The 25,428-nt window shown below is 75.5% G+C and carries 25 protein-coding genes; 11 read left to right on the top strand and 14 right to left on the bottom strand.

Features of this window, described 5'->3' with window-relative positions:
- Positions 1 to 31: 31 nt before the first annotated feature.
- From IE170_RS15515 to IE170_RS15495, 5 genes are all read right to left on the bottom strand, one after another.
- Positions 32 to 1,495, bottom strand: coding sequence for a cytochrome P450 (locus IE170_RS15515; RefSeq protein ID WP_189809967.1), 1,464 nt, complete (start codon positions 1,493 to 1,495; stop codon positions 32 to 34).
- Entirely contained in the window at positions 1,492 to 2,898 is a 1,407-nt protein-coding gene (locus IE170_RS15510) for an FAD-binding oxidoreductase (RefSeq protein ID WP_189809966.1), read from the bottom strand. Before IE170_RS15510 ends, IE170_RS15515 begins: the two co-directional genes overlap by 4 nt.
- A 41-nt stretch (positions 2,899 to 2,939) precedes the next feature.
- Positions 2,940 to 4,550: a benzoylformate decarboxylase gene (gene mdlC / locus IE170_RS15505; RefSeq protein WP_189809965.1), complete on the bottom strand. Its 1,611-nt coding sequence runs from the start codon at positions 4,548 to 4,550 to the stop codon at positions 2,940 to 2,942.
- Between the two features lie 291 nt (positions 4,551 to 4,841).
- Positions 4,842 to 5,228 carry a VOC family protein gene (locus IE170_RS15500; RefSeq protein ID WP_189809964.1) on the bottom strand — a complete coding sequence of 129 codons (387 nt, stop codon included), beginning with the start codon at positions 5,226 to 5,228 and terminating at the stop codon, positions 4,842 to 4,844.
- Positions 5,229 to 5,273: 45 nt separating this feature from the next.
- The gene (locus IE170_RS15495) at positions 5,274 to 5,747 is read right to left on the bottom strand and encodes a MarR family winged helix-turn-helix transcriptional regulator (protein WP_189809963.1); all 474 of its coding nucleotides are present in this window, start codon (positions 5,745 to 5,747) and stop codon (positions 5,274 to 5,276) included.
- A gap of 127 nt (positions 5,748 to 5,874) precedes the next feature.
- Between IE170_RS15495 and IE170_RS15490 the strand changes: the two genes are divergently transcribed.
- From IE170_RS15490 to IE170_RS15475, 4 genes are all read left to right on the top strand, one after another.
- A complete protein-coding gene (locus tag IE170_RS15490; RefSeq protein WP_189809962.1) occupies positions 5,875 to 6,285 on the top strand; it encodes an organic hydroperoxide resistance protein in 411 nt (136 codons plus the stop codon).
- 144 nt (positions 6,286 to 6,429) lie between these two features.
- Positions 6,430 to 6,696 carry a hypothetical protein gene (locus IE170_RS15485; RefSeq protein WP_189809961.1) on the top strand — a complete coding sequence of 89 codons (267 nt, stop codon included), beginning with the start codon at positions 6,430 to 6,432 and terminating at the stop codon, positions 6,694 to 6,696.
- Positions 6,697 to 6,791: 95 nt separating this feature from the next.
- Entirely contained in the window at positions 6,792 to 8,432 is a 1,641-nt protein-coding gene (gene pgm, locus IE170_RS15480) for a phosphoglucomutase (alpha-D-glucose-1,6-bisphosphate-dependent) (RefSeq protein WP_189809960.1), read from the top strand.
- A 213-nt stretch (positions 8,433 to 8,645) separates the two neighbouring features.
- Positions 8,646 to 9,377, top strand: coding sequence for an SOS response-associated peptidase (locus IE170_RS15475; RefSeq protein WP_189809959.1), 732 nt, complete (start codon positions 8,646 to 8,648; stop codon positions 9,375 to 9,377).
- A 4-nt stretch (positions 9,378 to 9,381) separates the two neighbouring features.
- Here IE170_RS15475 and IE170_RS15470 read toward each other — a convergent pair whose 3' ends face one another.
- The 3 genes from IE170_RS15470 to IE170_RS15460 all read right to left on the bottom strand — a co-directional run bounded on the left by IE170_RS15470 (position 9,382) and on the right by IE170_RS15460 (position 13,386).
- A complete protein-coding gene (locus IE170_RS15470) occupies positions 9,382 to 10,572 on the bottom strand; it encodes an anhydro-N-acetylmuramic acid kinase (RefSeq protein WP_189809958.1) in 1,191 nt (396 codons plus the stop codon).
- Positions 10,569 to 11,891, bottom strand: a complete 1,323-nt coding sequence (locus IE170_RS15465) for an MFS transporter (protein ID WP_189809957.1) — start codon at positions 11,889 to 11,891, stop codon at positions 10,569 to 10,571. The genes IE170_RS15470 and IE170_RS15465 overlap by 4 nt, the downstream gene beginning before the upstream one ends.
- A 100-nt stretch (positions 11,892 to 11,991) precedes the next feature.
- The gene (locus IE170_RS15460; protein ID WP_189809956.1) at positions 11,992 to 13,386 is read right to left on the bottom strand and encodes an NADP-dependent succinic semialdehyde dehydrogenase; all 1,395 of its coding nucleotides are present in this window, start codon (positions 13,384 to 13,386) and stop codon (positions 11,992 to 11,994) included.
- A 208-nt stretch (positions 13,387 to 13,594) separates the two neighbouring features.
- Here IE170_RS15460 and IE170_RS15455 point away from each other — a divergent pair, with 208 nt between their 5' ends.
- A complete protein-coding gene (locus tag IE170_RS15455; protein ID WP_189809955.1) occupies positions 13,595 to 13,966 on the top strand; it encodes an STAS domain-containing protein in 372 nt (123 codons plus the stop codon).
- 134 nt (positions 13,967 to 14,100) lie between these two features.
- Positions 14,101 to 14,562, top strand: a complete 462-nt coding sequence (locus IE170_RS15450) for a Rieske (2Fe-2S) protein (protein WP_189809954.1) — start codon at positions 14,101 to 14,103, stop codon at positions 14,560 to 14,562.
- On the opposite strand, the gene IE170_RS15445 is transcribed toward IE170_RS15450, so the two are convergent.
- From IE170_RS15445 to IE170_RS15430, 4 genes are all read right to left on the bottom strand, one after another.
- Positions 14,559 to 15,503, bottom strand: coding sequence for a nucleoside hydrolase (locus IE170_RS15445; RefSeq protein ID WP_268255654.1), 945 nt, complete (start codon positions 15,501 to 15,503; stop codon positions 14,559 to 14,561). The genes IE170_RS15450 and IE170_RS15445 overlap by 4 nt on opposite strands.
- A gap of 151 nt (positions 15,504 to 15,654) precedes the next feature.
- Positions 15,655 to 16,782, bottom strand: coding sequence for a CapA family protein (locus IE170_RS15440; RefSeq protein ID WP_189809953.1), 1,128 nt, complete (start codon positions 16,780 to 16,782; stop codon positions 15,655 to 15,657).
- Positions 16,783 to 16,875: 93 nt separating this feature from the next.
- Positions 16,876 to 17,553, bottom strand: a complete 678-nt coding sequence (locus tag IE170_RS15435; RefSeq protein ID WP_189809952.1) for an alpha/beta fold hydrolase — start codon at positions 17,551 to 17,553, stop codon at positions 16,876 to 16,878.
- Positions 17,550 to 18,548 carry an NADP-dependent oxidoreductase gene (locus IE170_RS15430; RefSeq protein WP_223856120.1) on the bottom strand — a complete coding sequence of 333 codons (999 nt, stop codon included), beginning with the start codon at positions 18,546 to 18,548 and terminating at the stop codon, positions 17,550 to 17,552. The genes IE170_RS15435 and IE170_RS15430 overlap by 4 nt, the downstream gene beginning before the upstream one ends.
- 71 nt (positions 18,549 to 18,619) lie before the next feature.
- On the opposite strand from IE170_RS15430, the gene IE170_RS15425 reads away from it, so the two are divergent.
- Both IE170_RS15425 and polX read left to right on the top strand, forming a co-directional pair.
- Positions 18,620 to 19,672 carry a GlxA family transcriptional regulator gene (locus IE170_RS15425; protein ID WP_189809951.1) on the top strand — a complete coding sequence of 351 codons (1,053 nt, stop codon included), beginning with the start codon at positions 18,620 to 18,622 and terminating at the stop codon, positions 19,670 to 19,672.
- Positions 19,669 to 21,396, top strand: a complete 1,728-nt coding sequence (polX, locus tag IE170_RS15420) for a DNA polymerase/3'-5' exonuclease PolX (RefSeq protein ID WP_189809950.1) — start codon at positions 19,669 to 19,671, stop codon at positions 21,394 to 21,396. Before IE170_RS15425 ends, polX begins: the two co-directional genes overlap by 4 nt.
- Here the strand turns inward: polX and IE170_RS15415 are convergent.
- Together IE170_RS15415 and IE170_RS15410 are read right to left on the bottom strand one after the other, a co-directional pair.
- Positions 21,338 to 22,666, bottom strand: coding sequence for an MFS transporter (locus IE170_RS15415; RefSeq protein ID WP_229884814.1), 1,329 nt, complete (start codon positions 22,664 to 22,666; stop codon positions 21,338 to 21,340). The genes polX and IE170_RS15415 overlap by 59 nt on opposite strands.
- Before the next feature lie 124 nt (positions 22,667 to 22,790).
- Positions 22,791 to 23,354 (bottom strand): hemerythrin domain-containing protein, encoded by a 564-nt coding sequence (locus IE170_RS15410; protein WP_189809949.1) that lies wholly within the window; start codon positions 23,352 to 23,354, stop codon positions 22,791 to 22,793.
- A 229-nt stretch (positions 23,355 to 23,583) separates the two neighbouring features.
- On the opposite strand from IE170_RS15410, the gene IE170_RS15405 reads away from it, so the two are divergent.
- Genes IE170_RS15405 through IE170_RS15395 form a run of 3 tightly spaced genes read left to right on the top strand, consistent with a single transcriptional unit; the run spans position 23,584 to position 25,315 of the window.
- The gene (locus tag IE170_RS15405) at positions 23,584 to 24,270 is read left to right on the top strand and encodes a nucleotidyltransferase family protein (protein ID WP_223856121.1); all 687 of its coding nucleotides are present in this window, start codon (positions 23,584 to 23,586) and stop codon (positions 24,268 to 24,270) included.
- Positions 24,267 to 24,542 (top strand): BON domain-containing protein, encoded by a 276-nt coding sequence (locus tag IE170_RS15400; RefSeq protein WP_189809947.1) that lies wholly within the window; start codon positions 24,267 to 24,269, stop codon positions 24,540 to 24,542. Before IE170_RS15405 ends, IE170_RS15400 begins: the two co-directional genes overlap by 4 nt.
- Positions 24,539 to 25,315, top strand: coding sequence for a metallophosphoesterase family protein (locus IE170_RS15395; RefSeq protein WP_189809946.1), 777 nt, complete (start codon positions 24,539 to 24,541; stop codon positions 25,313 to 25,315). Before IE170_RS15400 ends, IE170_RS15395 begins: the two co-directional genes overlap by 4 nt.
- The last annotated feature ends 113 nt before the right edge of the window (positions 25,316 to 25,428 follow it).

Genomic DNA, 25,428 nt, shown 5'->3' with positions numbered 1-25,428 from the left:
CAGGCGAGGGGGGAGAAGTGCCGGGGGCCGGTCAGCGGCGGGTCAGGGCGACGCGGATGCCCGCCGCGCCGAGGAGGCCGGGCAGCGGCTGCGACGGCTCCAGGGCGGGCCGCCCGCCGCCCACCCGGTGCTCCCGCAGCACCGATGCGATCAGCGCGGCCGAGGTCAGCACCCCGAGGTGTTCGCCGGGGCAGCGGCCGCCGCCGTGGCTGAACGGTGCCATCCGAATGTCCTGCGCGGCGTCGGGCCGCAGCCAGCGCGCCGGGACGAACTGGTTCGCGGCCGGCACGTGCTCGGGATCCCGCTGGTGGAACAGGGCCGGCACCAGCACGGCGGTCCCCGCCGGGTACGCCACCCCCCGCCACACGGTTTCGGCGCGGGTGACCCGCACCAGGTCCGGCACGAGCGGGAAGAGCCGCAGCGTCTCTTCCACGCAGGCCCGCAGCCTCGGCAGTTCCGCGCCGCCGCCGTCCACCTCGGCCCGTACCGCCTCCTGCTCGGCGGGGTGCGCGGCGAGCAGCAGCAGGGTCCGGGCCACCGTCGGGCCGACCGTGTCCAGGGCCAGCAGCCAGTGGTGGGCCTGCCCGACCGGGTCCAGCGCGGTCCCGTCGGGCCCCTCGGCGTCCCCGTGGCGGCGGGCCAGGGCGGCGAGGGTGTGCGGTTCGGCCCGGGCGGCGTACTCCTCGACCCGGGCGGCGGCCTTCGCGTACAGCGCCTCGGCGGCCGCGGCCCGCCCCTTGCGGATCCGCATCCAGTTGGCCTCCTCGCGGATCGCGAGGAGCCAGCGGGCGAGCTCCTCGTCGCCGCGGGCCGCGTCCCCCAGCACCATGCGGCGGCCGATCCGGGCCACGGCGCGGCGCAGCCGCGGGAAGTCCAGCTCGGGGCGGCCGGCCAGGGCCGCGGCCTCCTCGTCGACGATGGCCCGGAACTCCCCGCACGAAGGGTGCGCGGGCCGGTCCGCGGCGAGGACGTCGTCGTTGATGCGGCGGCGCTCCTCGCGGGTGTCGCCGTGCGAGCAGATCACCCCGGTCGGCTCCAGCAGCGACAGCCCCCTGAACTTGTCGGGGGCGTCGAGGGCGAGGGTGCGCACGGGGAGCTCGTAGAACTGCCGGACGTCGGCGTGGTCCAGCAGCACCAGCAGGTTCCCCGACAGGCCGCGCACCTCGACCGGCGCCCCGCCGTGCCGGGCCCGCATGGCCCGCAGGGTGGCCGCCGACCAGCCCTGCTGGCCGAGGGCCGCGTACGCGGCGACGACCTTGGGCCGGACGTGGAAGGCGCCCCGGAGGAAGGCGGGCAGGGTGTGGGTGGCGGCGAAGCGGACGGTCTCGGCGCGCCCGGCGCGCGCGGGGCGCGGCTGCTGCGGACCGCCTGCCGGACCGCCGCCCTTCGGGCGGCCCGGCGCGGGGACGGCCGCGGGCCGGGCGACGGCGGCGGACGAGGCGGCGGCGGACCCGGCGGGTCCGGCGGCGGTCGCGGGCTTCGGGTCCTCGGTCATGCCTCCACGACCTTCCCGGGGTTGAGCAGGTTCTCCGGGTCGAACAGGCGCTTGATCCCGCGCTGGAGGTCCAGGCTGACCGGATCGAGCTCGCGGGCGAGCCACTCGCGCTTGAGGGTGCCGATGCCGTGCTCGCCGGTCGTGGTGCCGCCCAGCGCCAGCCCCGCCGCCATGATGTCGTCGTACGCGAGCTGCGCCCGGCGGAACTCGTCGGCGTCGGACTCGTCGAACACGACGGTCGGGTGGAGGTTGCCGTCGCCGGCGTGCCCGAGCGTGAAGATCCGCAGCCGGTGCCGCCGGGCGATGTCCTCGATCGTGCCGATGAACTTGGCCAGTTCGGAGCGCGGCACCGCCACGTCCTCGATGAACGCGGTCGGCTTCCCGCCGAGCGTCGCCGCGAACGCCCCGAGCGCCGGGGTGACCAGGCGGCGGGCCTCGATGATCCGCCGGGACTCCTCGGCGGTGGCCGCGGTCACCACGTGCTGCGCGCCGGCGCCCTTGCAGAGCAGGGTCATGGCGGCCAGGTCGCGGTGCGGTTCGGCGCTGTCGCTCTCGACGATCAGCGTGGCGGCGGCCCCGGGCTCCAGCAGCGGGTGGCCGTGGTCGGCGACGGCCTGGGAGGTGGCACCGTCGAGGAGTTCGAGGGCGGAGGGGACGTGCCCGGCCGCGGTGATCGCGGCGACGGCCTCCCCGGCCTGGACCAGCGTGGGGAACTGGGCCAGCAGCGACAGGGCGGGCGGGCGGACCGGCCGCAGCCCGAGCGTGGCGCCGACCGTCACGGCGAGGGTGCCCTCGGAGCCGATCAGGAGCCGGGTCAGGTCGAACCCGGCGACGCCCTTGACCGTGTCGCGGCCCGTGCGCATCCTGCGGCCGTCCGGGAGGACCACGTCGAGGCCCAGGACGTAGTCGGCGGTCACCCCGTACTTCACGCAGCAGATGCCGCCCGCGCCGGTCGCGATGTTCCCGCCGATCGTGCACGTCTCCCACGAGGCCGGGTCCGGCGGGTAGCTCAGCCCGTGCTCGGCGACCGCGTCGTTGAGGTCCTTCGTGACGACGCCCGGCTCGCACCGCACCAGCCGGTTGGCCGGGTCGATCTCCAGGATGCGGTCCATGCGGACGGTGTTGAGCACGACGCACCCGTCGACGGCGTTCGCCGCGCCCGCGAGCCCGGTGCGGGCGCCCTGCGGGACGACGGGGACGCCCAGCTCGTACGCGGTCCGCATGATCTGCTGGACGTGCTCGGCGGTGCGCGGGAAGGCGACGGCGGCGGGCGTGCCGGCCTCGGAGAACGGGGCGGCGTCGCGGGAGTGCGCGGCGAGCGTCTCCGGGTCGGTGTGCAGGACGTCGGCGTGGTCGGGCAGGACGGTGCGCAGGCGTGAGAGGAGGGGTGTCTCGGGGGACATGGGGCCTTCCGGTGGTCGGGGCGGGTGGCCGGTGGAGCGGTTCAGAGGGAGGGGAGCTCCGTGGTGACGGGCACGTCGATGAGGACCGGGCCGTCCTGCTGCGCCGCGGACTCCCTGACGAGCTTGGTGAGTTCGCCGGCGCTGTGGGCGCGGTGCGCGCGGACGCCGTAGCCCGTGGCGACGGCCGTGACGTCGAGGCCGGGGATGTCGAGCCCGGGGGCGCCCTGCGCGTGCTCCAGCCGTGCGAACCACTGGAGGATCGCGTAGCGGGCGTTGCTGAGGACGACGAAGGTCACGGGGACCCGGTGGGCGGCGGCGGTCCACAGCGCCTGGACGGCGTAGTGGATCGAGCCGTCGCCGATGACGCACACCACGGGCCGGTCGGGGGCGCCGAGCTGTGCGCCGACGGCGGCGGCCGCGCCGAAGCCGAGGCCGCCGCCGGCGGAGAACAGGTAGGAGCGGGGTCGGGAGATGCGGGTCGCCTCGTGGAACTGCGGGACGTTGGACGGCGATTCGTTGACCCAGAGGGTGTCGTCGGGGGCGCCCTGCGCCACCGCGTGCAGCGCGGCGAGGGGGGTGAGGACGCCGTCGCCGGCCTCGGGGCGGCGGACCTGCGCGTGCGGCGCGGCGGGCGCGGCGCCGGGCGCGGCCGGCAGCCGGTCGGCGAGCGCCCGTACGGCGAGGGCGAGGTCGGCGACGACGGCGTCGCCGACGGGCGCGCGGGCCGCCTCCTCCGCGTCCCGGGTGAGCAGGACGAGCTCGGTGCCCTCGGGCAGGACCGGGCCGGGGATGTAGGGGTAGTAGCGGAACACGGCGGCGCCGATGACGACGACCAGGTCGTGCCCGGCGAGCTCTCGGGCCAGCGGGCCGAGGGCCGGGGTGAGTTCGCCGCGGAACTGCGGGTGGCTGCGGGGGAAGGAGACCCGCGCGGAGACGGGCGCCGCCCACACGGGCAGCGCGGTGCGCTCGGCGAGGGCGAGGGTGTCGTCCCAGGCGCCGGCGGCGTCCACGTCGTCCCCGACGACGAGGACGGCGGAGCGGGCGCGGGCGATCCGGTCGGCGAGGGCGCCCACGGCGGCCGGGGCGGGGGCGGCGGCGTGGCTGATGCGGCGGGCCGCGGCCGTCTGGGCCGCCCGGTCCTCGGCCTCGGACAGCTCGGCGTCGAAGTCGTCCATCGGCAGGGACAGGAACACCGGGCCGTGCGGCGGGGTTTCGGCGAGCTGGACGGCGCGCGCCAGCGCCGGCGCCACGTCGGCGGGCCGGGGCGGCTCGTACGCCCACTTGACGGCGGGCTGGGGGAGGAGCGTCGCCTGCGGGTTGGAGAGGAGGGCCTCCATGGTGAGCATGGCGCGGACCTGCTGCCCGGCGGTGACGACCATGGGCGTGCGGTTGGCGCGGGCGTTGAGGACGGCGCCCATCGCGTTGCCGGTGCCGGGCCCGGTGTGCAGGTTGACCAGGGCCGTGGTGCCGGAGGCGAGGGCGAAGCCGTCGGCCATGCCGACGACCACGGCCTCCTGCAGTCCCAGCACGTAGCGGAAGTCGTCCGGGAAGCGCTTCAGCATCGGCAGCTCCGTCGAGCCGGGGTTGCCGAAGACGGTGGTGATGCCACGCGCTCGTAGAACGTCCAGAACTGATTCGCGAACCGTGCGCATCGCAGACCCTTCCGCGCAGCCGGGGTGCACTGTCGGTGATCAATGCAGCACACTGCGTGGATCTTTACAAAAAGAGTTCTCGGGTCCTGTGGAGCTGCTATGCGGGGCCCCTCGGGCCCGTACTGCGGCGGTCGCACGGGCCCCCGAGCTTGACGCGCCGTCTACCGGCCGGGCCGGATGTCCTTCCTGTGGGTGGGGGCCGGGTTCACTCCTGCGGCGGGGCGCGCGGCGCCTCCGCGGGCGCCCGCACCGTCCGCCGTACGGGGCCTCCCGCGCTCGTGCGGCGAGGCCCTAGGGGCGGTGGCGCAGCGGATGGTCCTCCGGGACCTCGACGACCGCGATCCGGACCCCGTCCGGGTCGGCGATCCACATCTCGACGAGCCCCCACGGCTCCCGCACGGGCGGCCGCAGCACCTCGGCGCCCCGCTCCCGCAACTCCTCGTACGCGGCCTGCGCGTCGGCGACCTGCAGCCACAGCCGCAGGCCGGGAGCCTGAGGCGCGGCCGACCGGCCGGAGACCTCCAGGAAGCCGCCGCCGAGGAAGTAGACGGTGCCCCGGTCGGGCCCCGTGCCGAACTCGCGGTAGACCGCCAACCCCAGCACGCCGCCGTAGAAGGCGCGCGAGCGCTCCGGATCCGTGGGGGTCAACAGGACCCTGCTGCCCAGTACGTGCACCATGCCGCCGAATCTACGCCGCCGGCGCCGCGGCGCGCCGGAGCTCCGTCAGACCTGCGCGGCGGCGGTGTCGAGGGCGGCGGTCAGGCGGTGAAGGCGGGTCTGGAGGTCGCGGATCTCGGCGAGGTCGCAGCCGGTGGCGGCGGCGATCCGCCTCGGGACCTCCGCTGCCCGGGCGCGCAGCGCGGTGCCCGCCTCGGTGAGGACGGCGTGTACGGAGCGCTCGTCCTCCGTGCTGCGCTCGCGGCGGATCAGCCCGGCGGCCTCCAGGCGCTTCAGGAGCGGGGAGAGGGTGCCCGAGTCCAGCCGGAGGCGGGTGCCGAGCTGCTTGACGGGCGTGGTGCCGTCCTCCCACAGCACGAGCATCACCAGGTACTGCGGGTAGGTCAGGCCGAGGTCCTTCAGGGCGACCCGGTAGACGCCCCCGAAGGCGCGGCTCGCCGCGTTCAGTGCGAAGCAGATCTGGTGGTCGAGGCGGAGGAAGTCCTCGTTGCGAGGGGTGTCGGTGGGCTGCTCGCTCATGCCGTCCAGTGTAGCTGCGGAGTCGACGGCGAGCGATTGAGTTGTGCACAACTTAATTGTGTGCTCTAGTTGTGGTCGTCAGGCGGCGCACCGGCCGCCAGGACCACCACGCGAGAGGAACCCCCCGATGGACGCGCTGTACACCGCCGTTGCCACCGCCAACGGCCGCGAGGGCCGCACCGTCAGCTCGGACGGCCGGATCGACCTCGCGCTCGCCATGCCCCCGGCGCTCGGCGGCAACGGCGAGGGCACCAACCCCGAGCAGCTCTTCGCCGCGGGCTACGCGGCCTGCTTCGCCAGCGCGCTCGGCCTCGTCGGCCGCCAGGCCAAGGTCGACACGGGCGAGGTGTCCGTCACGGCCGAGACCTCCATCGGCAAGGACGCCACCGGCTTCGGCCTGGCCGTCACCCTGCGCATCGAGCTGCCCGAGTCGCTGGCCGGCGAGACCGGCGCCCTCCTGGTCAAGCAGGCCCACGAGGTCTGCCCCTACTCCAAGGCCACCCGCGGCAACATCCCCGTCGAGCTCGTCATCGAGTAGGCGGAGCAACCGCCCCGCCCGCCCGTACGGCCCGCCCCGCGTGCGGGCCGCCCGGGAGGGGACGACCCTGGAGGCGGCCCCCGGCCCCGGCCGGGGGCCGCCCGGCAATGCGCGGCACCTGCGAGGACGGCGGAGGCGGACGACGTGGACTACGGCAAACTCGACGCGGCACTCGCCCGGGCGGTCGACGAGGAGGACCGCGACGCGCACGCCCGCGACCTCGACGTCCTCGTCCACCTCGGCGCGCCGCCCACACCCGACCAGCGCGAACGGCTCCTCGCCTTCGACATCGAGGGCGGCGGCGACCGCACCGACGTCACCGCGACCCTCTCCCGGCACGGCATCGAGGCGCTCGCCGACCTCCCCTGGGTCCGCTCCATCGCCCTCGCGGCCGAACGCGGTCCCATGTAGCCCAGGAAGGCCGGGGGGCGCCTGTGCGGGCGCGTGCGGCCGACGCGACAATGGCCCGTGTTGTTCCCGTTGGACCAGTACGGAGGAGCCGGCGCATGCCGAACGAACGAGCAGGGCAGATGGCGGGCCCGGACGACCTGATCGACGTCGCCCGGCTCGTCACCGCCTACTACACCCTGCACCCCGACCCGGCGGACCCCGCCCAGCGCGTCGCCTTCGGCACCTCCGGGCACCGCGGGTCCTCCCTGGCGACCGCCTTCAACGAGGACCACATCGCCGCCACCAGCCAGGCGATCTGCGAGTACCGGGCCGGCCAGGGCACCGACGGGCCGCTTTTCCTCGGCGCCGACACCCACGCCCTCTCCGAACCCGCCCGGGTGACGGCCCTGGAGGTCTTCGCCGCGAACGGCGTCACCGTCCTCGTCGACCCCGCCGACGGCTACACCCCCACGCCCGCCGTCTCGCACGCCGTCCTCACCCACAACCGCGGCCGGACCTCCGGCCTCGCCGACGGCGTCGTCGTCACCCCCTCCCACAACCCGCCCGCCGACGGCGGCTTCAAGTACAACCCGCCGCACGGCGGGCCGGCCGGCTCCGACGCCACAGGCTGGATCCAGGAACGCGCCAACGAGCTCATCGCCGGCGGCATGAAGGACGTCCTGCGGATGCCCCACACCCGCGCCCGGGCCGCCTCCACCACCGCGACGTACGACTACCTCGGCACGTACGTCCGCGACCTGCCCTCCGTCCTCGACCTCGACGCGATCCGCTCCGCGGGCGTGCGCATCGGCGCCGACCCCCTCGGCGGCGCCTCCGTGGCGTACTGGCAGCGCATCGCCGAGGAGCACCGCCTCGACCTCACCGTCGTCAACCCCCACACCGATCCCGCCTGGCGGTTCATGACGCTCGACTGGGACGGGAAGATCCGCATGGACTGCTCGTCCCCGTACGCGATGGCCTCGCTGATCGAGGGCCGCGACCGGTTCGCGATCGCCACCGGCAACGACGCCGACGCCGACCGGCACGGCATCGTCACGCCCGACGGCGGCCTGATGAACCCCAACCACTACCTGGCCACCGCCATCGACTACCTGTACCGCCACCGCACCGACTGGCCGGGCACGGCGGCCGTCGGCAAGACCCTCGTCTCCTCCGGGATGATCGACCGGGTCGCCGCCGACCTCGGCCGCGAGCTCGTCGAAGTGCCCGTCGGTTTCAAGTGGTTCGTGGACGGGCTGTCCGCCGGCACCCTCGGCTTCGGTGGCGAGGAGTCCGCCGGCGCCTCCTTCCTGAGGCGCGACGGATCCGTGTGGACCACCGACAAGGACGGCATCATCCTCGCCCTCCTCGCCTCCGAGATCCTCGCCGTGACCGGCCGCACCCCCAGCGAGCGCTACGCCGAACTGGCGGAACGGTTCGGCGAGCCCGCGTACGCGCGCATCGACGCGCCGGCCGGCCGCGAGGAGAAGGCGGTACTGGCCCGGCTCTCGCCCGAGCAGGTCACCGCCGACACCCTCGCGGGCGAACCCGTCACCGCGGTCCTCACGCACGCCCCCGGCAACGGCGCCGCCATCGGCGGCATCAAGGTCGCCACCGAGAACGCCTGGTTCGCGGCGCGCCCGTCGGGCACCGAGGACGTCTACAAGATCTACGCCGAGTCCTTCCGCGGGCCCGACCACCTGGCCCGCGTACAGGAGGAGGCCCGCGCGGTCGTCTCCACCGCCCTGGCGTCCTGACCTGCCGGCCCGGCCCGCCGACCGCCCGCCGACCGCCGGTCCCGGCGGTCCGGGCCGGTCGCCCGGTGTCGGCACCCGGCCCGGCGGCCTACGCTGGAAGCGGCGGCCGCCTGCGGTGAGCGGCCCGGGCGGTCGCCCCGGCGGCTGCGGGCACGTACCCCTCCTTGTTCCCCGCGCCCGCGGCGCCGGCCGCGGGATGGCACAGTGGATGCCATGTGCGGACGGTACGCCTCGTCACGGGCGCCCGAGGACCTCGCCGGCCTGTTCCAGGCCCGCCTGGAGCCCCGGGAGGAGCTCGCCCCCAGCTGGAACGTCGCCCCCACGGACCCCGTCTGGGCCGTGCTGGAGCGGCCCGACCGCGACACCGGCCGGCCGGGCCGCCGCCTGCGCACCCTGCGCTGGGGCCTCGTCCCCTCCTGGTCCAAGGACCCCGGCGGCGCCGCCCGCATGATCAACGCCCGCATGGAGACGGTCCACGAGAAGCCCGCCTTCCGCCGCGCCTTCGCCCGGCGCCGCTGCCTCCTGCCGGCGGACGGCTTCTACGAATGGCAGGCCGTTCCCGCGACCGCCACCGCGAAGGCCTACAAGCAGCCCTACTTCATCGCCCCCGAGGACTTTTCCGTCATGGCCATGGCCGGCCTGTACGAGTTCTGGCGCGACCCGTCCGTCACCGACGAGGACGACCCCGCCGCCTGGCTCGCCACCGCCACCGTCATCACCACCGAGGCGGCCGACGCGGCCGGCCGCATCCACCCGCGCATGCCGCTCGCCCTCGACCCGGACGACTACGACGCCTGGCTCGACCCCGCCCACCAGGACGTCGACGCCCTGCGCGCCCTCCTGCACACGCCCGCCGGCGGCCGCCTGGAGGTCCGGCCCGTCTCCACCGCCGTCAACAGCGTCCGCAACAACGGCCCCCACCTCCTCGACCCCGCCCCCGCCTGAACCGCTACCCGCACACGGCGAGCGCGTACGGCGCCCGCTCCGGCCGCTCCGGGAGCCGCAGCGGGCGCCGCCCCGGCGTCAGCGACCCCAGCACCCGCGGGCCGCCCGCCCCCGTGCAGTCCGGCGCGTTCCCCGGCAGCCCGTGCAGCGTCAGCCAGCCGAGCACGGCGAACGCGTACGCCTCCTTCGCCGCCGCCGGAAGCCCCAGCTCCTCCGACCCGCGCACCGCCGCCCCGGACGGCCCGAGCTCGGCGCGCAGCATCCCCATCAGCGTCGGATTGCGCACGCCGCCGCCCGACGCGAACACCTCGGTCGCGCCCAGCGGCCGCAGCGCCTCCGCCACCGTCCGCGCCGTCAGCAGGGTCAGCGTCGCGGCCAGGTCCTCCGCCGCCGGAGCACCCCGGCCCCCGCCCGCGGCGAGGTGCTCCCGCAGGTAGCCCGCATGGAACAGCTCCTTCCCCGTCGTCCGCGGCGGCGCCAGCCGGTAGTACGGGTCCGCCGCGAGCCGCCCCAGCAGCTCCTCGTCGACCCGCCCCGCCGCGGCGAGCAGCCCGTCCCGGTCGTAGCCGAGCCGCCCGCCGGTCAGCTCCCGCACCGCCGCGTCGATCAGGGCGTTCCCCGGCCCCGTGTCGAACGCCACCGCCCCGCCGCCCGGCCGCACCACGGTCACGTTCGCGATGCCCCCGATGTTCAGCGCGGCCGGCACCCCCGGCCGCCCCCGCAGCAGCATCACGTCCACCAGGCTGACCAGCGGCGCGCCCTGGCCGCCCGCGGCGACGTCCCTCGGCCGGAAGCCCGACACCACCGGGCAGCCCGTGCGCTCCGCGATCCACGCCGGCTCGCCCAGCTGCAGCGTCCCGTGCACCCGCCCGTCCTGCGCCCAGTGGAACACCGTCTGCCCGTGCGAGGCGACCAGCTCCGCCCGGCCCCCGCACAGCTGCCGGTCCGCGCGGGCCGCCGCGGCCGCGAAGGCCTCCCCGATGCGGGTGTCCAGCCGGCAGACCTCCGCGAGCGTGGTGGCCGCGGGCGGCAGCGCCGCGGCCAGCGCACCCCGCACCTCCTCCGGGTAGGGGGCGCTGACCATGCCCAGCGGCGTCAGCCGCAGCGTGCCGCCGTCCGCGGACAGTGAGAGGTCGGCGGCCGCCGCGTCCACCGCGTCGTACGAGGTCCCCGACATCAGCCCGACCACCCTCACCGCAGCGGCTCCCGGTGCGCGCCGCCGCGCAGCGTCAGCAGGGCGGGCACGCTCAGGGCGCAGGCGCCCGCCGCGTAGTACGCGGGCACGGCCGTGCTGCCCGTCCCCGCGGCGACGGCCGTGATGACGAGCCCGGCGCAGCCGGAGAAGACCGCATTGGCCAGGGCGTACGCCACCCCCAGGCCGGTGCAGCGGACCCGGCGCGGGAACATCTCGGCGAGCATGGCCGGTCCCGGCCCCGCCAGGAGCCCCACCAGCGCCCCCGCGAGGAGCACGGCCCCGGCCTTCGCCGCGGTGGGTGCGCCGGGCGACTGGACGAGCCGCAGCAGCGGCAGGGCGAGCACCACCACCGAGACGGCCCCGCACAGCATCACCGGCCGGCGCCCGACCCGGTCGCTCAGCACGCCGGCGGGCAGGATCGACGCGGCGAAGCCGAAGTTGGCGAGCGCGGTGGCGAGGAGGGCGTCACGGGCCGAGGCGCCCAGCACCGCCTGCAGGTGGGACGGGAGGACGACGAGGAACGCGTACCCGGCGGCCGACCAGCCCATGATCCGCCCGATGCCCAGGACGACCGCGCGGGCCACCTCACCCCGGCGCACCGGCGCCGCGGCCCCCGGCACCCCGTACGCCCCGGGCCGGCCGGCCGGGGGCGGCTCCTCCAGCCCGGCCCGCAGCCACAGCGCCACCGCCCCCAGCGGCAGCGCCAGCAGGAACGGGATCCGCCACCCCCACGCCCGCAGGTCGTCGGCGGGCAGCACCCAGGCCAGTCCGGCGGCGGTGCAGGCTCCCGCCAGCAGGCCGAGGGCGACGGTGAAGGACTGCCAGGCGCCGCCCAGGCCGCGGCGCCCCGGCGGGGCGTGCTCCGTCATCAGCGACACCGCCCCGCCGAACTCGCCCCCCGCGGAAAGGCCCTGCAGGACCCGCAGGAACGTCAGCAGCAGCGGGGCGGCGGCGCCGATCGCGGCACGCGTGGGCAGCAGCCCGATCGCCGTGGTCGCGGCCGTCATCAGGCCGACGGCCGCGATGAGTGCCTGCCTGCGCCCGACCCGGTCGCCGAGCCGCCCGAACAGCAGGGCGCCGACCGGCCGGAAGAAGAAGGCGAGGGCGAACGAGGCATACGTCGTGACGAGGGCCGCGGCGCCGCCCGCACCGGCCCCGGCAGGCGCGAAGAAGATCTCCGCGATGACCGTGACCAGGCAGCCGTAGACGCCGAACTCGTACCACTCGACGAGGTTGCCGACGCAGCCGGCGAGCACGGCCCGCCGGGACCCGGAGGGCCGGCCGGGGGCCGCGCGCAGGCGCAGTTCGAGAGGGCTCACCCGTGCTGCGTCCCCCCTCGGCGGGCCGGCGACGCCTGCGGACGGCAGGGTTCAGCACATCGGCAGAACAGGGGGGCGGGGCCGGACCCGGGCCCCGGGGTCAGTCGGCCGCCTGCCACACCGTGGTGACGTTGCAGAACTCGCGGATGCCGTGCCCGGACAGCTCCCGCCCGTAGCCGGAGCGCTTCACGCCGCCGAACGGCAGGGCGGGGTGCGAGGCGGTCATGCCGTTGACGTAGATCCCGCCCGCCTCCAGGTCGCGGACGAAACGGTCGACGTCCTCCTCGCTGCGCGTCCACACGTTCGAGCTGAGGCCGAACGGCGTGTGGTTGGCCCGCTCCACCGCCTCGTCGAGGTCCGCCACCCGGTACAGGGTGGCCACCGGCCCGAACGTCTCCTCCTGGTCGATGCGCATGCCCGGGGTGATCCCGGCGAGGACCGTCGGCTCGTAGTACCAGCCGCGCTCCAGCCCGGGCGGCCGCCGCCCGCCGCACAGGACCTCCGCCCCGGCGGCCACCGCGTCGTCGACGAGCTCCTCCAGGTCGGCCCGGCCCCTCTCGGTGGCGAGCGGGCCCACGTCGGTGCCCTCCAGCATCGGGTCGCCGACGCTGAGCGCGGCCATGGCGGCGCGGAACCGCTCCGCGAACTCGTCGTACACGTCCGCGTGCACGATGAACCTCTTGGCGGCGATGCAGGACTGCCCGTTGTTCTGCACCCGCGCCGTCACGGCCGTCTTGACGGCCCGTTCGAGGTCGGCGGACGGCATGACGACGAACGGGTCGCTGCCGCCCAGCTCCAGGACCGTCTTCTTCACCTCGTCCCCGGCCGCCGCAGCCACCGCCCGCCCGGCCGGCTCGCTGCCCGTCAGCGTCGCCGCCGCGACGCGGGGGTCGCGCAGCACCGCCTCCACGTCGCCCGAGCCGATCAGCAGGGTCTGGAAGCAGCCCCGCGGGTACCCGGCCCGATCGAAGAGCCCGTCCAGGTAGAGGGCCGTCTGGGGGACGTTCGAGGCGTGCTTGAGAAGGCCGGTGTTTCCGGCCATCAGCGCGGGCGCCGCGAACCGCACCACCTGCCACAGCGGGAAGTTCCACGGCATCACCGCGAGCACCACCCCCAGCGGCCGGTAGCGGGCCCGCACGGAGGCGGCCCCGCTGTCGCGGACGTCCGAGGCGTCCGGCACCTCGTCCGCCAGGAGGGACTCGGCGTTCGCCGCGTACCAGCGCATCGCCTTCACGCACTTGGCAGCCTCCGCGCGGGCGGCCGCCAGCGGCTTGCCCATCTCCTCCGTCATCGTCCGGGCGATGTCCTCGTTGTCCGCTTCCAGCAGGTCCGCGGCCCGCAGCAGCAGCTCCGCCCGCTCGGCGAAGCCGGTCGTGCGGTAGGCGGCGAAGGCGCGCACGGCGTCGTCCAGACACCGCTCCACGGCCTCCGCCCCCATCGGCTCGAAGGTGCGCACCGTCTCACCCGTCGCGGGGTTCACCGTGGCGATCGGCAATGTCGGCTCCTCGGGTCGTCGGCCTGGGCAGGCAGGCTTCGGCGGGCAGGCCTCGACCCTGCCCGGCGGGGCACACCGGCGCAACGCGGCGCGCGGTGGCGCCGCGGACGGCGGCGCGGCGGCGTATGGTCGCCCACAGGGGCCGACGCCCGCGGAAACGGGCCCGGAGGGGTTCCTGCTCGGCCCCGGAGGGAGGCCTGAGGGCCGCATGGCAGCACACGCGCACGGAACGGGCGGGGGCGGCGGGCCGGGGTTCACCGCGGAGCTGAGCCGGAGGGGCCCGATCGCAGTCGTGGCCCTGTCCGGGGAATTGGACCACGACGGGCCCCAGCCGCTGCGGGACGCGATCGGGCAGGCGCTCGCCGGGGGCGCCGAACGCATCCTGGTGGACTGCACGGACCTGGACTTCTGCGATTCCACCGGGCTCAACACCCTGCTCCAGGGACGGCTCGAGGCGCTCGCCGCCGGCAGCACGCTGGAGCTCGCCGGGTTCCGGCCCGCGGTGGCCCGGCTGTTCGAGATCACCGGAGCGGGGAAGCTGTTCACCGTCCATGACACGCTCCCGGAGGAGGCGGGCTGACCACCGCCAGGCCGTTCGACCACAAGTTCCCCTGTCGTCCGGTGAACCGCCCGCGCCCGCCGGGCGTGTACCTGCTGAGACCGGGGAGGCAGACGATGCCCCGGCCTGCTCACAGGACGAGAAGGAGAACGGTCATGGGCGACACGACACGCCGGCGGACGGTCCTCGCGGCGGGCGCCGCCACGCTCGCCGGCGCCGCACTGACGGCCTGCGGCGGCGACGGCGGCTCCCAGGCCCCGGACGCCTCCGGCGCCCAGGGCGCACCGCCCGCCGCGGACCCCGCGGCCGGCGGCGCCGGCGCCGGCAGCGGCCGTACGCTCGCCCGGACCTCGGACATACCGGTCGGCGGCGGCAAGGTGTTCAAGGACCGCAAGGTCGTCGTCACCCAGCCCACGGCCGGCCAGTTCAAGGCGTTCTCCGCGACCTGCACCCACCAGGGCTGCTCCGTCGCCTCGGTCGCCGACGGCAACATCGTCTGCCCCTGCCACCAGAGCCTGTTCAAGGTCTCCGACGGCTCGGTCACCAGCGGCCCCGCCACCCGCCCGCTGGCCCCGGCCAAGATCAGCGTCGACGGGGACAGCATCTCGCTGGCCTAGGCGGCGGTTCCGAGCGCGCTGACGGCGGCGACGACCCGGTCCCAGAACCGGTCGGCGTCCAGGGTCGTCGCCACCTGCGCGTTCACCGGCCGGCCGGTCTGCCCGAGCAGGTCCACCACCGTGGCGCCCCGCGTGTACCGACCGGACAGCTCCACCACGACGTTCGCGTCCACGCACCCGACGATGCCCGGGTCGATCACCCGGGCAACCGCCACCGGATCGTGCAGCGGCGGGTGCGGGAACCCGTACAGCTCGCGGTAGGTGCCCGCGAAGAACGTCAGCAGCTCCGCGCAGACGTCGCCGAGCGGCGTCCCCATCCCCGCGAAGCGGGACACCACCTCGGGCGTCGCCAGCGCCTGGTGCGTCACGTCCAGCCCGCACATCGTCAGCGGCACCCCGCTGCGGAAGACGATGTCCGCGGCCTCCGGATCGGTCAGCACGTTGAACTCCGCGGACGGCGTGCGGTTGCCGCGCCCCGCCGAACCGCCCATGAGGACGATCTCCGCGATCCGGTCCGCGTCTTCGGGGTGGCGGGCCAGCAGCAGCGCGATGTTCGTGAGCGGCCCCGTCGGGACGAGCACCACCGGCTCGGGGTGCTCGGCGAGGATCCGGTGGATGAGGTCCACGGCGTGCTCGGGCACGGTGTCCACCGAGGGCGCGGGGAAGCCCGGCCCGTCGAGGCCGGACACGCCGTGCACGTCGGCCGCGACCGCCAGCGGCTGCACCAGCGGCCGGTCGCAGCCCGCGGCGACCGGCACCCCGGTGATCCCGGCGACCGTGCACACCCGCAACGCGTTCAGGGTGGTCTTGGCGAGGGTCTGGTTCCCCGCGACCGTCGTGACGGCGAGCAGGTCGACGCCCGGATCACCCGCAGCCAGCATGATCGCGAGGGCGTCGTCGTGCCCCGGATCGCAGTCGATGATGATCGGTACGGGGCGCACGGGCACGGCCACTCCTCGGATTCGCTGCCGGTCGCGATCAGTGTGCCCGCCCGCCACCTCCGACGACAGCAGGCCCGCCCGCCCCGGGGGCCGACTGGCCGAGGACCGTACGCCCGCCAAGTCATGTCGGCCGGAATCGACTTGGGCGTGCTCACGCCGGTACGAAGGTCCAGGACGCCGGATCCCCGCCCCCGTCCCCGCCTGCGCCCGCCGTGCGCAGTCCCCGGCCGGTGCGCTCCAGCAGCTCCCGCAGCCAGGCGGCGTCCTCGGCGGGGGCCCGGCGCAGCCGCAGAGCCAGCGGCCGGAACACGGTGATGCGCAGGCTCTCCAGCCGCCCGGTGTCCGGGTCCAGGGCGGCCAGGTACAGCGGACGCAGGTCGTCGCGGTAGCGCTCGTAGCCGCCGATGCCCTCGTAGTCGTCGACGAAGTCGCCGCAGCCGTGCAGGATCAGCTTCCCCCGGTACAGCTCCGGCGGCCGCGCATGGTGGGAGGAGTGGCCGTGCACGACGTCCGCGCCGGCGTCGACGAGGGCCCGGGCGAACGCGGCACGGTCGGAGGGGACCCCGTACCCCCAGTTGGACCCCCAGTGCACCGACACCACCGCGACGTCCCCGGGCCGCTTCTCCGCCCGGACCCGTTCGGCGAGGGCGCGCGCGGCCGGACCGCCCGGTGTGTCCACGTACGCCACTCCCGCCCGGCGGGCAGTCGCCGCCCACTCGGGCGGGATGCCGCTGGACGGCATCCCGAACGCGAGGACCGTCAGGCGCCGCCCGCCGCCCAGGGGGACCGCCGCCGCCCGCCCCGCCGACCCGGCGTCCCGCCCCGCACCCGCCGTCCGCAGCCCGGCCCCGGCCAGGACGCGGAGCGTCTCGCGCAGCCCGCGCCGGCCGAAGTCCATGACGTGGTTGTTCGCCAGGACGCACACGTCCGGGCGGGCCGCCGCCAGGCAGGGCAGGTTCCGCGGGTGCATCCGGTAGTGGACGGCCTTGCCCGGCGCGAAGTCCCCGCTGCGGGTCACGCCCGTCTCCAGGTTGACGATCCGCGCTGCAGGCGCCGCCGCGTCCAGCACGGTGAGCGCCTCGCCCCACGGCCAGTCGAACCCGACCGGCAGGGCCGGCAGCGGGCCGTGCGCCGCCTCCGCCAGGGCCACGTACCCGCGGGCGTCCGCCATCCCGCCCTCGCGCAGGGCCGGATCGCCCGGATGCGGCAGGATCTGGTCGATGCCGCGCCCCAGCATGACGTCACCGCACAGCGCCACGGTGACCGGACCGCCGGCCATGACTCCAGGCTAGGTCGTCTCTTTCGGATCTTGCTCCCCCAGCTCCGCTGGGAGGTGCCCCCAGGCCGGCAGGATCCGAAAGAGACGACCTGGCTAGGCCGGCTCCCCGTGGCTCAGCAGCACCTCCAGCAGCTCCTCCGGGGCGTCCCGCATGACGTTGTGCCCGCTGTCCAGGGAGTACGTGCGCCACTCCGGCAGGGCGGCCAGCCGCTCGTACACCTCCGTGAACGGCGACGGCGTGGGCCAGCCTGCGGCGTACACGTAGGACTTCGCCCGGAAGCGCTCCAGACCGCCCTCCAGCCGCACCGCCTGGAGCAGCGAGGCCAGCGGGTGCGGGGTGGCGCGGGGGTCGAAGAAGGGCAGCGGGGCGCTGGTGTAGCCGTTCGCCGAGGTGCCGCCGAGGTACCAGGCGCGTTCGTTCTCCGTCACCAGCGACCACAGGGACTGGCCGTCCTCGGGGACGGGCGCGTCCACGTACACGAGGCCCTCCACCCGGTCCGGGAGCCTGTCGGCGGCGCCGGTGACGACCATGCCGCCGTAGCTGTGCCCGACCAGGACGGCGTCGCGGACGTCCTCGTCCAGCAGCAGGTTGGCGACGTCGTCTATGTGCGTGTCCAGGTTGACGGACGGCGTCAGGAGGTGGCGGCGGCTGCCGACGCCCGTCAGGGACAGCGGGTAGGCCTCGTGGCCGGCCCGGCGCAGCCCTCGGGCCAGCGGTTCGAAGACCCAGGCGCCGTGCCAGGCGCCCGGGACGAGCACGTACGTCGTCACCGCAGAGCCTCCTGCGCCGCCGGAGCCCCCGTCACCAGCACGATCTTGCCGGTGGTGCGCCCCGACTGGGACAGCTCGTGTGCCTTGGCCGCCTCGGCCAGCGGCAGGACCGCCGAGACGTGCGGGCGCAACTCGCCGCGCTCGGCGAGCCCGGCTATGGCCCGCATGCCGCCCTGGTCGGCCTCCACGGCCATGAACACCGCCCGCACGCCGAGCCGTTCGGCCTCCTCGGCGAGGGCCGCCTCGGCGGGGGAGGCGAGGGACACCACGATGCCGCCGGGGCGCAGGGTCCGCAGGGAGCGCGGCCCGTAGTCCCCGCCGATGGTGTCGAGGACGACGTCGGCGTCCGAGACGGCCGCGGCGAAGTCGGTGCCGCGGTAGTCGACCACCTCGTCCGCTCCGAGGGAGCGGACGAAGGAGTGCTTGGCGGCGCTCGCCGTGCCGATCACGTACGCGCCGCGCGCCTTCGCGATCTGCACGGCCAGGTGGCCCACCCCGCCGGCCGCGGCATGCACCAGCACCCGCTGTCCCGGCCGCAGCTCCGCGGTGTCCACGAGCGCCTGCCACGCGGTCAGCCCGGCCAGGGGGAGCGCGGCCGCCTCGGCATGGCTCAGGGCGGCCGGCTTGCGGACCAGGTGGCGGGCGGGGGAGGCGGCGTACTCGGCGTACGTGCCCGCCGGGGCGGGATGCCGCGGCATCCCGAACACCTCGTCGCCGGGGCGGAAGAGGGTGACGCCGATGCCGACCGCCTCCACCGTCCCCGACAGGTCCCAACCGAGCGGCACCGGCGGGACACCGGTGCCGGCCAGCCCGCCGACCGCCCGGTGCCACACGTCGGTCGGGTTGACCGAGGCCGCCCGGATCCGGACGAGCACCTCCGCCGGTCCGGGCTCCGGCCGCTCGGCGACGGCCAGGCGGAGGACCTCCGGGCCGCCGAACCCGTCCTGGGTGATCGCCCGCATCGTCCGCTTCTGCGCTGATCGTGTCGTCGTCATGTGATCAAGACTGCCGGGCCGTGGCCCGCCGATCGAGTGGCCGGACTGCCACGATCTGCAAAGATCCGGCCATGACAGCCGAGCGCCCGCACCGCGTCGTCGTCCTCGCCCTCGACGGTGTCTACCCCTTCGAAATGACCATCCCCGTACGCATCTTCGGCACGGCCGAGGGCCGGGCGGGCGAGCCCCTGTACGAGGTCCTCACCTGCAGCCTCGACGGGCGCCCCGTCCGCACCAGCGCCGACTTCGGAGTCACCGTGGAGCACGGCGCCGAGGCCGTCGCCACCGCCGACACCCTCGTCATCCCCCCGTTCACCTGCGGTGTCGGCGAGGACGCGGCTGACCGGGACTGGCTCTCCGCCGAACTCGCCGAGGCACTGCGCCTGCTGCCGGAGCACGCCCGCATCGTCTCCATGTGCACGGCCTCCTACGTGCTCGCCACGGCCGGCCTGCTCGACGGCCGCCGCGCCACCACCCACTGGAACGAGGCCGAGCACTTCCAACGCGCCTTTCCCGCCGTCGAGGTGGACGCGGACGTCCTGTTCGTCGACGGCGGCCGCGTCCTCACCGCGGCCGGGGTCGCCGCCGGCGTCGACCTGTGCCTGCACCTGCTGCGCCGCGACCACGGCAGCACGGTCGCCAACCGCGTCGCCCGGCTCTGCGTCGTACCGCCCTGGCGGGAGGGCGGCCAGGCGCAGTTCATCGAACGGCCCGTCCCGCACGAGGAGCGCGCCGGCACCTCCGCCACCCGCGCCTGGGCCCTGGACCGGCTCGGCCGGCCCCTCTCCCTCGCGGAACTCGCCGCGCACGCCGGGATGAGCGTGCGCACCTTCACGCGCCGCTTCCGCGAGGAGGTCGGCACCACCCCCGGCCAGTGGCTGACCCGGCAGCGCATCGAGCACGCCCGGCGCCTGCTCGAGGCGACCGACCTGCCCGTCGACCGGATAGCCGAGGAGGCCGGGCTCGGCACCGGCGCCTCCCTGCGCCGCCACATGTCCCGCACCATCGGCGTCGCCCCGCTGGCCTACCGGCAGACCTTCCGCGCCGCACCCCCCGGCCCCCGCACGCCCGCCGGGCTCCCGGCGGGCGCCGTCCCGCCCCGCGGGGGCACCCTGGAGGTATGAGCCGGGCCAACGACAGGGTGGAGGCGCTGCTGCGGGAGTACGCCGAGCTGATCGCCATCAGCGGTCAGGACGCCTTCAAGGCCCGCGCCTACGAGAAGGCGGCCCGCGCCATCGGCGGCCACCCGGTCGACGTCGCGCAACTCGACGCCAAGGGCCTCATGGACATCCCGCACGTCGGCCGGTCCATCGCCGACAAGGTGCTGGAGTACCTGCGCACCGGCCGCATCCCCGAGGTGGAGGCCTCCCGGGAGGCCGTCCCGGCCGGCGTGCGGGAACTCACCCGCATCCCCGGCCTCGGCCCCCGCAAGGCCCTCGTCCTCCACCGCGAACTGGGCATCTCGTCCGTGGAGGAACTGGAGGAGGCCCTGCGCGGCGAGAAGCTCCGCGACCTCAAGGGCTTCGGCGAGCGGACGGAGGAGAGCATCCGGCACGGCATCGGCCTGCTCAGGCAGGCCGGCGACCGCATCCTCCTCGACGCCGCCACCGAACTCGCCGAGGAGATCGTCGCCGAGCTCTCCCGCATCCCCGGCTGCGTCCGCTGCACGTACGCGGGCAGCCTGCGCCGCATGCGCGAGACCATCGGCGACCTCGACGTCCTCGTCGCCGCCGACACCTCCGAACCGTTCATGGCGGCGCTCACCGCCCTCCCCGCCACCGCCGAGGTCATCGCGCACGGCGCCAAGAAGACCTCCGTCCGCACAGCCTCCGGGATGCAGGTCGACCTGCGCGTCCTGCCGCCCGCCTCCTGGGGCGCCGGCCTGCAGTACTTCACCGGCTCCAAGGCCCACAACATCCGCACCCGCGAACTCGCCGTCCGCCACGGCCTGAAACTCTCCGAATACGGCCTCTTCGACGCCGAAACCGGCGAGAACCTCGCCTCCGAGACGGAAGAGGACGTCTACGCCCGGCTCGGCCTGCCCTGGATCCCGCCGGCGCTCCGCGAGGACCGCGGGGAGATCGCCGCCGCCCTCCGCGGCGAACTGCCCGAACTGCTCACCGAGCGCGACATCCGCGGAGACCTGCACACCCACACCGACCTCACCGACGGCCTCGCCTCCCTGGAGGACATGGCCGCCGCGGCCGCCGCCCGCGGATACGCCTACTACGCCGTCACCGACCACGCCCCGGACCTCGCCATGCAGCGCATGACGAAGGAGAAGGCCCTCGCCCAGCGGGAGCGGCTGCGCGCCCTCGACCGCACGGTCCGCGGCATGCGGCTGCTGCACGGCACCGAGCTCAACATCGGCCCGGACGGCGGCCTGGACTGGCCGGACGACTTCCTCGCCGGCTTCGACCTGTGCATCGCCTCCGTCCACTCCCACTTCGGGCAGAGCCGGGAGGCCATGACCAGCCGCATCATCCGCGCCTGCGAGAACCCGTACGTCGCCGTCCTCGGACACCCCACCACCCGCCGGATCGGCGTCCGGCCCGGCGTCGACGCCGACTTCGACGCCGTGTTCGCCGCCTGCGCCCGCACCGGGACCGCTCTGGAGGTCAACGCGCACCCCGAGCGCCTCGACCTCTCCGACGAGGACATCCTGCGGGCGAAGCGCCACGGTGTGAAGTTCGCCGTCAACACCGACGCCCACGCCACCGTCCACCTGCCCTACCTGCGCTACGGGGTGGGTACGGCGCAGCGCGGCTGGCTGACGAAGGACGACGTCGTCAACGCCTGGCCGTGGGGCCGGCTGCACCGGTTCCTGCGGGAGAAGCGCCACCGGTGAGCGGGGCGGGGGCGGTGCCGGGGGCTGCTGCGCCCGGGCCCGCCCAGCGGGCAGCCCCGTCGGCCCTCGGGAGCACGGCCACCGCCAGCACGGCCGCCAGGGCGGCCAGCGCGAACGCCGGAGCGAAACCGAAGCCGGTGATCAGGGCACCCGCCAGCGGCGGCACGAGCACGATCGCCACGTGCTGGCCCGTCCCGTGCACGCCCAGGGCCCGGCCCGCCCAGTCCGGGCCCGCGTACTCCGCGACCGCGGTGTTGTGCAGGCCGTTCGTGCTGACGGTCAGCGCCGACGCCGCCAGCAGGGCCGCCGTACCCGCCGCCGAGGGCCACACCGCGCCCGCCGTCAGCAGCGCCAGGTCCGCGGCCGTCGCCACGGCCAGCCACCGCATCGGCCGGATCCGGCTGCCCGCCGCGTCCGACCACCACCCCGCCAGCAGCCGCACCCCGGCGCCGGCCAGGTTCACCGCGGCCAGGGCGGTCCCGGCCGCGGCGGCGGACCAGCCCCGCTCCTGCGTCAGGAACAGCAGCGCGAAACCGGTCACCACGAACTGCGGCACGCACAGCGCCGCCGCGACGGCATGCAGCCGCCACAGGTGCCCGCCGCCGGCGCCGCGGCGGTACGGCGACGGCGGCCGGGCCGCGGCCGCCCCGCCAGGCGGCTCCTCGCGCCCCGCAATGCCCGGAGCCCCCGGGCGCGGCGGGTCCACCGCGAACACGGCGATGGCCGCGCCCGCCACCCCGCACAGCACCGCGCACAGACCGAACGCCGCGCCCACACCCGCGCCGCCGGCCAGCGGCGGCAGCGCCGCCGCGGCCACCGCCGTACCCACCGGCTGCGACGCCTGCCGCACGCCCATCGCCATCCCGCGCCGGCCCGGCGGGAACCAGCCGATGACCAGCCGACCCGACGCCGAATTGACGGACGACCCGCCGGCGCCCGCCGCCACCAGCAGCAGGCCCAGCACGGTCGTCCCGCCGGCCGCGACAGCAGCGGCCGCCGCCATCGCCACGGCGGCGGTGAACAGCCCGGCGGTCAGCGCCAGCCGCTCCCCGCACCGGTCGGCGACCGCCCCCCAGCCGACCAGGCCGAGGAGGATCCCGGCGATCGGGCACGAGACCAGCAGGCCGGCCCCGGCGAGCGAGACCCCCAGATCCCGCTGGAACGCCGGGATCAGGTACGCGAGGCCGTACAGGGCCGTCGTACTGGCGGTCTGTCCGCAGGTCCCGAGGGCGAGCATGGCCCAACTGCGCGTCATCCTTGGCGTGTCCACACCTGGAACTGTAGGCACGTGGTCGGTATGCGAGACAGATCGTTTTGAATGGTGAGACAGGAAGGGTAGGGGAAAGGGGCCCGGTCAGGACCGGGCCCCTTGGGGGCGGGGAGGGCGTCCGCGATCAGGAACCGGTGCGGCCGCGCCCGGTGACGAAGTCACGCGCCCGGTCGACGAGGCCCAGCCCCGGCGCGAGCAGCTTGTTCGCCGGCGGCTCCGACGGCTTCCCCGGGTGCGGCCGCGTCGGCGCCAGCTTCTTCGCCAGCCGGATCCGGTCCCCCAGCTCGTCGAGGGCCTCCTTGTCACAGGCGCGCCGCAGCGCGGGGAACAGGTTCGTCTCCTCGTCGCGGATGTGCTCCAGCACCTCGTTCCGCAGATCGGTGACCATCCGGTCGAACTCCGGGCCCGCCGCGTCGACCGCCTCCAGCTCCTTCAGCACCACCTCGACGCGGGCATGGTCCTCGATCTCCCGGTCCGCGATCGCGTCGCCGCCCGGTACGTGCTTGCGCACCGCCGGGTACAGGTACTCCTCCTCCGCCACGGAGTGCCGCACCAGCTCGATCGTCAGCAGGTCCAACAGGGTGCGGCGCTCCTCGGCGGGGGTGGCGTTCGCGAGGTCCGCGAAGAAGCCCCGCACCTCGTCGTGGTCGGCGGTCAGCTCGTGAACGACGTCTCCGCCGTGTCCCATGGCCGTGCTCCTCTCTCGTGTCCTTGCCCTGCCGTCCGGCCCGGCGGGCGCAGCACCACCCGACGGCGGCCGGACACGGCGCCGGCACCCTGCGGGGCCTGCGCCGGAGACCAGCGCTTGCCCCGCCGCCACCGCTCCATGCACGGCCCCTCGCCGACGGCCGCGCCGGTTTGACGCGGTCGCCGGCGGGCATGCGCTGACGACCACCGGCCGACCGGGGAGCCGACCCATGAGCCATCACGTTCCTGCGCCAACCACCGAGACCGGTGAGCTGCCGCAAGACCACACCGGCGCAATTCTGGAAGTCACCAAACGCGTCGCGTCGCTGCTCAAGGCCACCGGCAGACCCTTCGCGCTCGCCGGCAGCGTAGCCGCGTTCGCCCACGGAGCACCCGCCCGGTTCCAGCACGACACGGACTTCTGCGTGCGCCCCGAGGACGCCGAGGAAGTCGTCGCCGCACTCCGCAAGGGCGGCATCGAAATGCGCGAGTCGTCCGAGGACTGGCTGGTCAAGGGCTCCGCCGACGGCGAGCAGATCGACCTGATCTTCGAACTCGCCCGGCGGCCCGTGGGCGCCGACCTGCTGGCCCGCGCCGAGGTCCGCTCCGTGGCGTCCGTGTACATGCCCGTCCTCGCTCCGACGGACCTGATGGCCGGCAGGCTCGCCGCCCTCACCGAGCACTACTGCGACTTCGGGGACCTGCTGCCCATCGCCCGCGTCCTGCGCGAGCGGATCGACTGGGCCCGGCTCGACCGCGAGTACCGCGACATCCCGCTCGCCGACGCCTTCCTGTACCTCCTCGAACGCCTCGACGTCATCGAGCCCCGGGTGCGGCTGCGCGACGGGGGCGGGGAACGGGGCGGGGAGGGGGCCGGCGAGCGGGCGGAGGCGTCCGGGAAGGAGCCGCGCCCATGACCGGATCCGCACGCCGGCACGGCGAAGCCGTCGCGTACCGGGCCGAGCACCTGCGCGAGCGCCTGGCCCGCGACGACCTCGCAGAACTCGGCGTCCAGATCGACCTGCACGGCCCCGTCGCCGTCCTGACCGGAACGGTCACCACCGCCGCGTGCCGCGAGCAGGTGCTGAGCATCGCCGCCGAGGAGCTGGACGGCCTCCAGTGGCGGCACGACATCCGCCTCGCAGGAGTGCTCCCACCCCCCGAAGGCGACCTGGAGGACCTTCCATGACGCGCATCGCCGCGGTCGGCGACATCCATCTCGCGCCCGGCTCCGAAGGACTGCTGCGGCCCGCCTTCGACACCCTCGGGGAACGGGCCGACCTGCTGCTCCTGGCCGGCGACCTGACCCGGCACGGCACCCCCGAGGAGGCGGCCGTGGTCGCCGGCGAGGTGAAGGGCCTCCCCGTTCCGGTGGTCGCGGTGCTCGGCAACCACGACTACCAGAGCGACCGGCAGGACGAGGTCGCGGACGTACTCCGCGAGGCGGGCGTGACGGTCCTGGAAGGCGACTCCGTACGCATCGACGCGGGCGGCACCCAGGTCGGCGTGGCCGGGGCCAAAGGGTTCTGCGGCGGTTTCGCGGGCCGCTGCGCGGGCGAGTTCGGCGAGCCGGAGATGAAGGCGTTCGTCCGCACGGCGCACCAGGCCGCCGACGCCCTGCACGGCGCCCTGACGGAACTCGCCGCCGACGGCTGCGACGTACGGGTCGCCCTCACCCACTTCGCCCCCGTCCCCGACACCCTGGCGGGGGAGCCGCTGGAGATCTACCCGTTCCTCGGAAGCCACCTGCTGGCGGAGGCCATCGACGAGGTGGGCGCGAACCTGGCGGTCCACGGCCACGCCCACCACGGCACGGAACACGGCATGACGGAGGGCGGAGTCCGCGTCCGGAACGTCGCGATGCCGGTGATCGGGCGGGCGTTCGCGGTGTACCGGCTGGACGGGGGCGGGGGCGGGGGCGGGGGCGGGGGCCGGGGGAGCGGGGTGGGCGGGAGCGGGTGAATCGGGGTCGGTGGGTGCGGGGGGTGTGGGGTGGGAGGGAGTCGGTGGGTCGGTGTCGGTGGGTGCGGGGGGTGTCCCGGCAGCCCATTGTCCTTCCGGTGCGGGCCGCCCTG

Source organism: Streptomyces toxytricini (assembly GCF_014649915.1).
Lineage (GTDB): Bacteria > Actinomycetota > Actinomycetes > Streptomycetales > Streptomycetaceae > Streptomyces > Streptomyces toxytricini.
This window is presented reverse-complemented; position numbering and strand designations above follow the sequence as displayed.

What these genes read in the sequence shown, in the direction of transcription:
- IE170_RS15515 (WP_189809967.1), bottom strand. Translation starts at nt 1,495, where the DNA reads ATGACCGAGGACCCGAAGCCCGCGACCGCCGCCGGACCCGCCGGGTCC.
- IE170_RS15510 (WP_189809966.1), bottom strand. Translation starts at nt 2,898, where the DNA reads ATGTCCCCCGAGACACCCCTCCTCTCACGCCTGCGCACCGTCCTGCCC.
- mdlC (WP_189809965.1), bottom strand. Translation starts at nt 4,550, where the DNA reads ATGCGCACGGTTCGCGAATCAGTTCTGGACGTTCTACGAGCGCGTGGC.
- IE170_RS15500 (WP_189809964.1), bottom strand. Translation starts at nt 5,228, where the DNA reads ATGGTGCACGTACTGGGCAGCAGGGTCCTGTTGACCCCCACGGATCCG.
- IE170_RS15495 (WP_189809963.1), bottom strand. Translation starts at nt 5,747, where the DNA reads ATGAGCGAGCAGCCCACCGACACCCCTCGCAACGAGGACTTCCTCCGC.
- IE170_RS15490 (WP_189809962.1), top strand. Translation starts at nt 5,875, where the DNA reads ATGGACGCGCTGTACACCGCCGTTGCCACCGCCAACGGCCGCGAGGGC.
- pgm (WP_189809960.1), top strand. Translation starts at nt 6,792, where the DNA reads ATGCCGAACGAACGAGCAGGGCAGATGGCGGGCCCGGACGACCTGATC.
- IE170_RS15475 (WP_189809959.1), top strand. Translation starts at nt 8,646, where the DNA reads ATGTGCGGACGGTACGCCTCGTCACGGGCGCCCGAGGACCTCGCCGGC.
- IE170_RS15455 (WP_189809955.1), top strand. Translation starts at nt 13,595, where the DNA reads ATGGCAGCACACGCGCACGGAACGGGCGGGGGCGGCGGGCCGGGGTTC.
- IE170_RS15450 (WP_189809954.1), top strand. Translation starts at nt 14,101, where the DNA reads ATGGGCGACACGACACGCCGGCGGACGGTCCTCGCGGCGGGCGCCGCC.
- IE170_RS15440 (WP_189809953.1), bottom strand. Translation starts at nt 16,782, where the DNA reads ATGGCCGGCGGTCCGGTCACCGTGGCGCTGTGCGGTGACGTCATGCTG.
- IE170_RS15430 (WP_223856120.1), bottom strand. Translation starts at nt 18,548, where the DNA reads ATGACGACGACACGATCAGCGCAGAAGCGGACGATGCGGGCGATCACC.
- IE170_RS15425 (WP_189809951.1), top strand. Translation starts at nt 18,620, where the DNA reads ATGACAGCCGAGCGCCCGCACCGCGTCGTCGTCCTCGCCCTCGACGGT.
- polX (WP_189809950.1), top strand. Translation starts at nt 19,669, where the DNA reads ATGAGCCGGGCCAACGACAGGGTGGAGGCGCTGCTGCGGGAGTACGCC.
- IE170_RS15410 (WP_189809949.1), bottom strand. Translation starts at nt 23,354, where the DNA reads ATGGGACACGGCGGAGACGTCGTTCACGAGCTGACCGCCGACCACGAC.
- IE170_RS15405 (WP_223856121.1), top strand. Translation starts at nt 23,584, where the DNA reads ATGAGCCATCACGTTCCTGCGCCAACCACCGAGACCGGTGAGCTGCCG.
- IE170_RS15400 (WP_189809947.1), top strand. Translation starts at nt 24,267, where the DNA reads ATGACCGGATCCGCACGCCGGCACGGCGAAGCCGTCGCGTACCGGGCC.
- IE170_RS15395 (WP_189809946.1), top strand. Translation starts at nt 24,539, where the DNA reads ATGACGCGCATCGCCGCGGTCGGCGACATCCATCTCGCGCCCGGCTCC.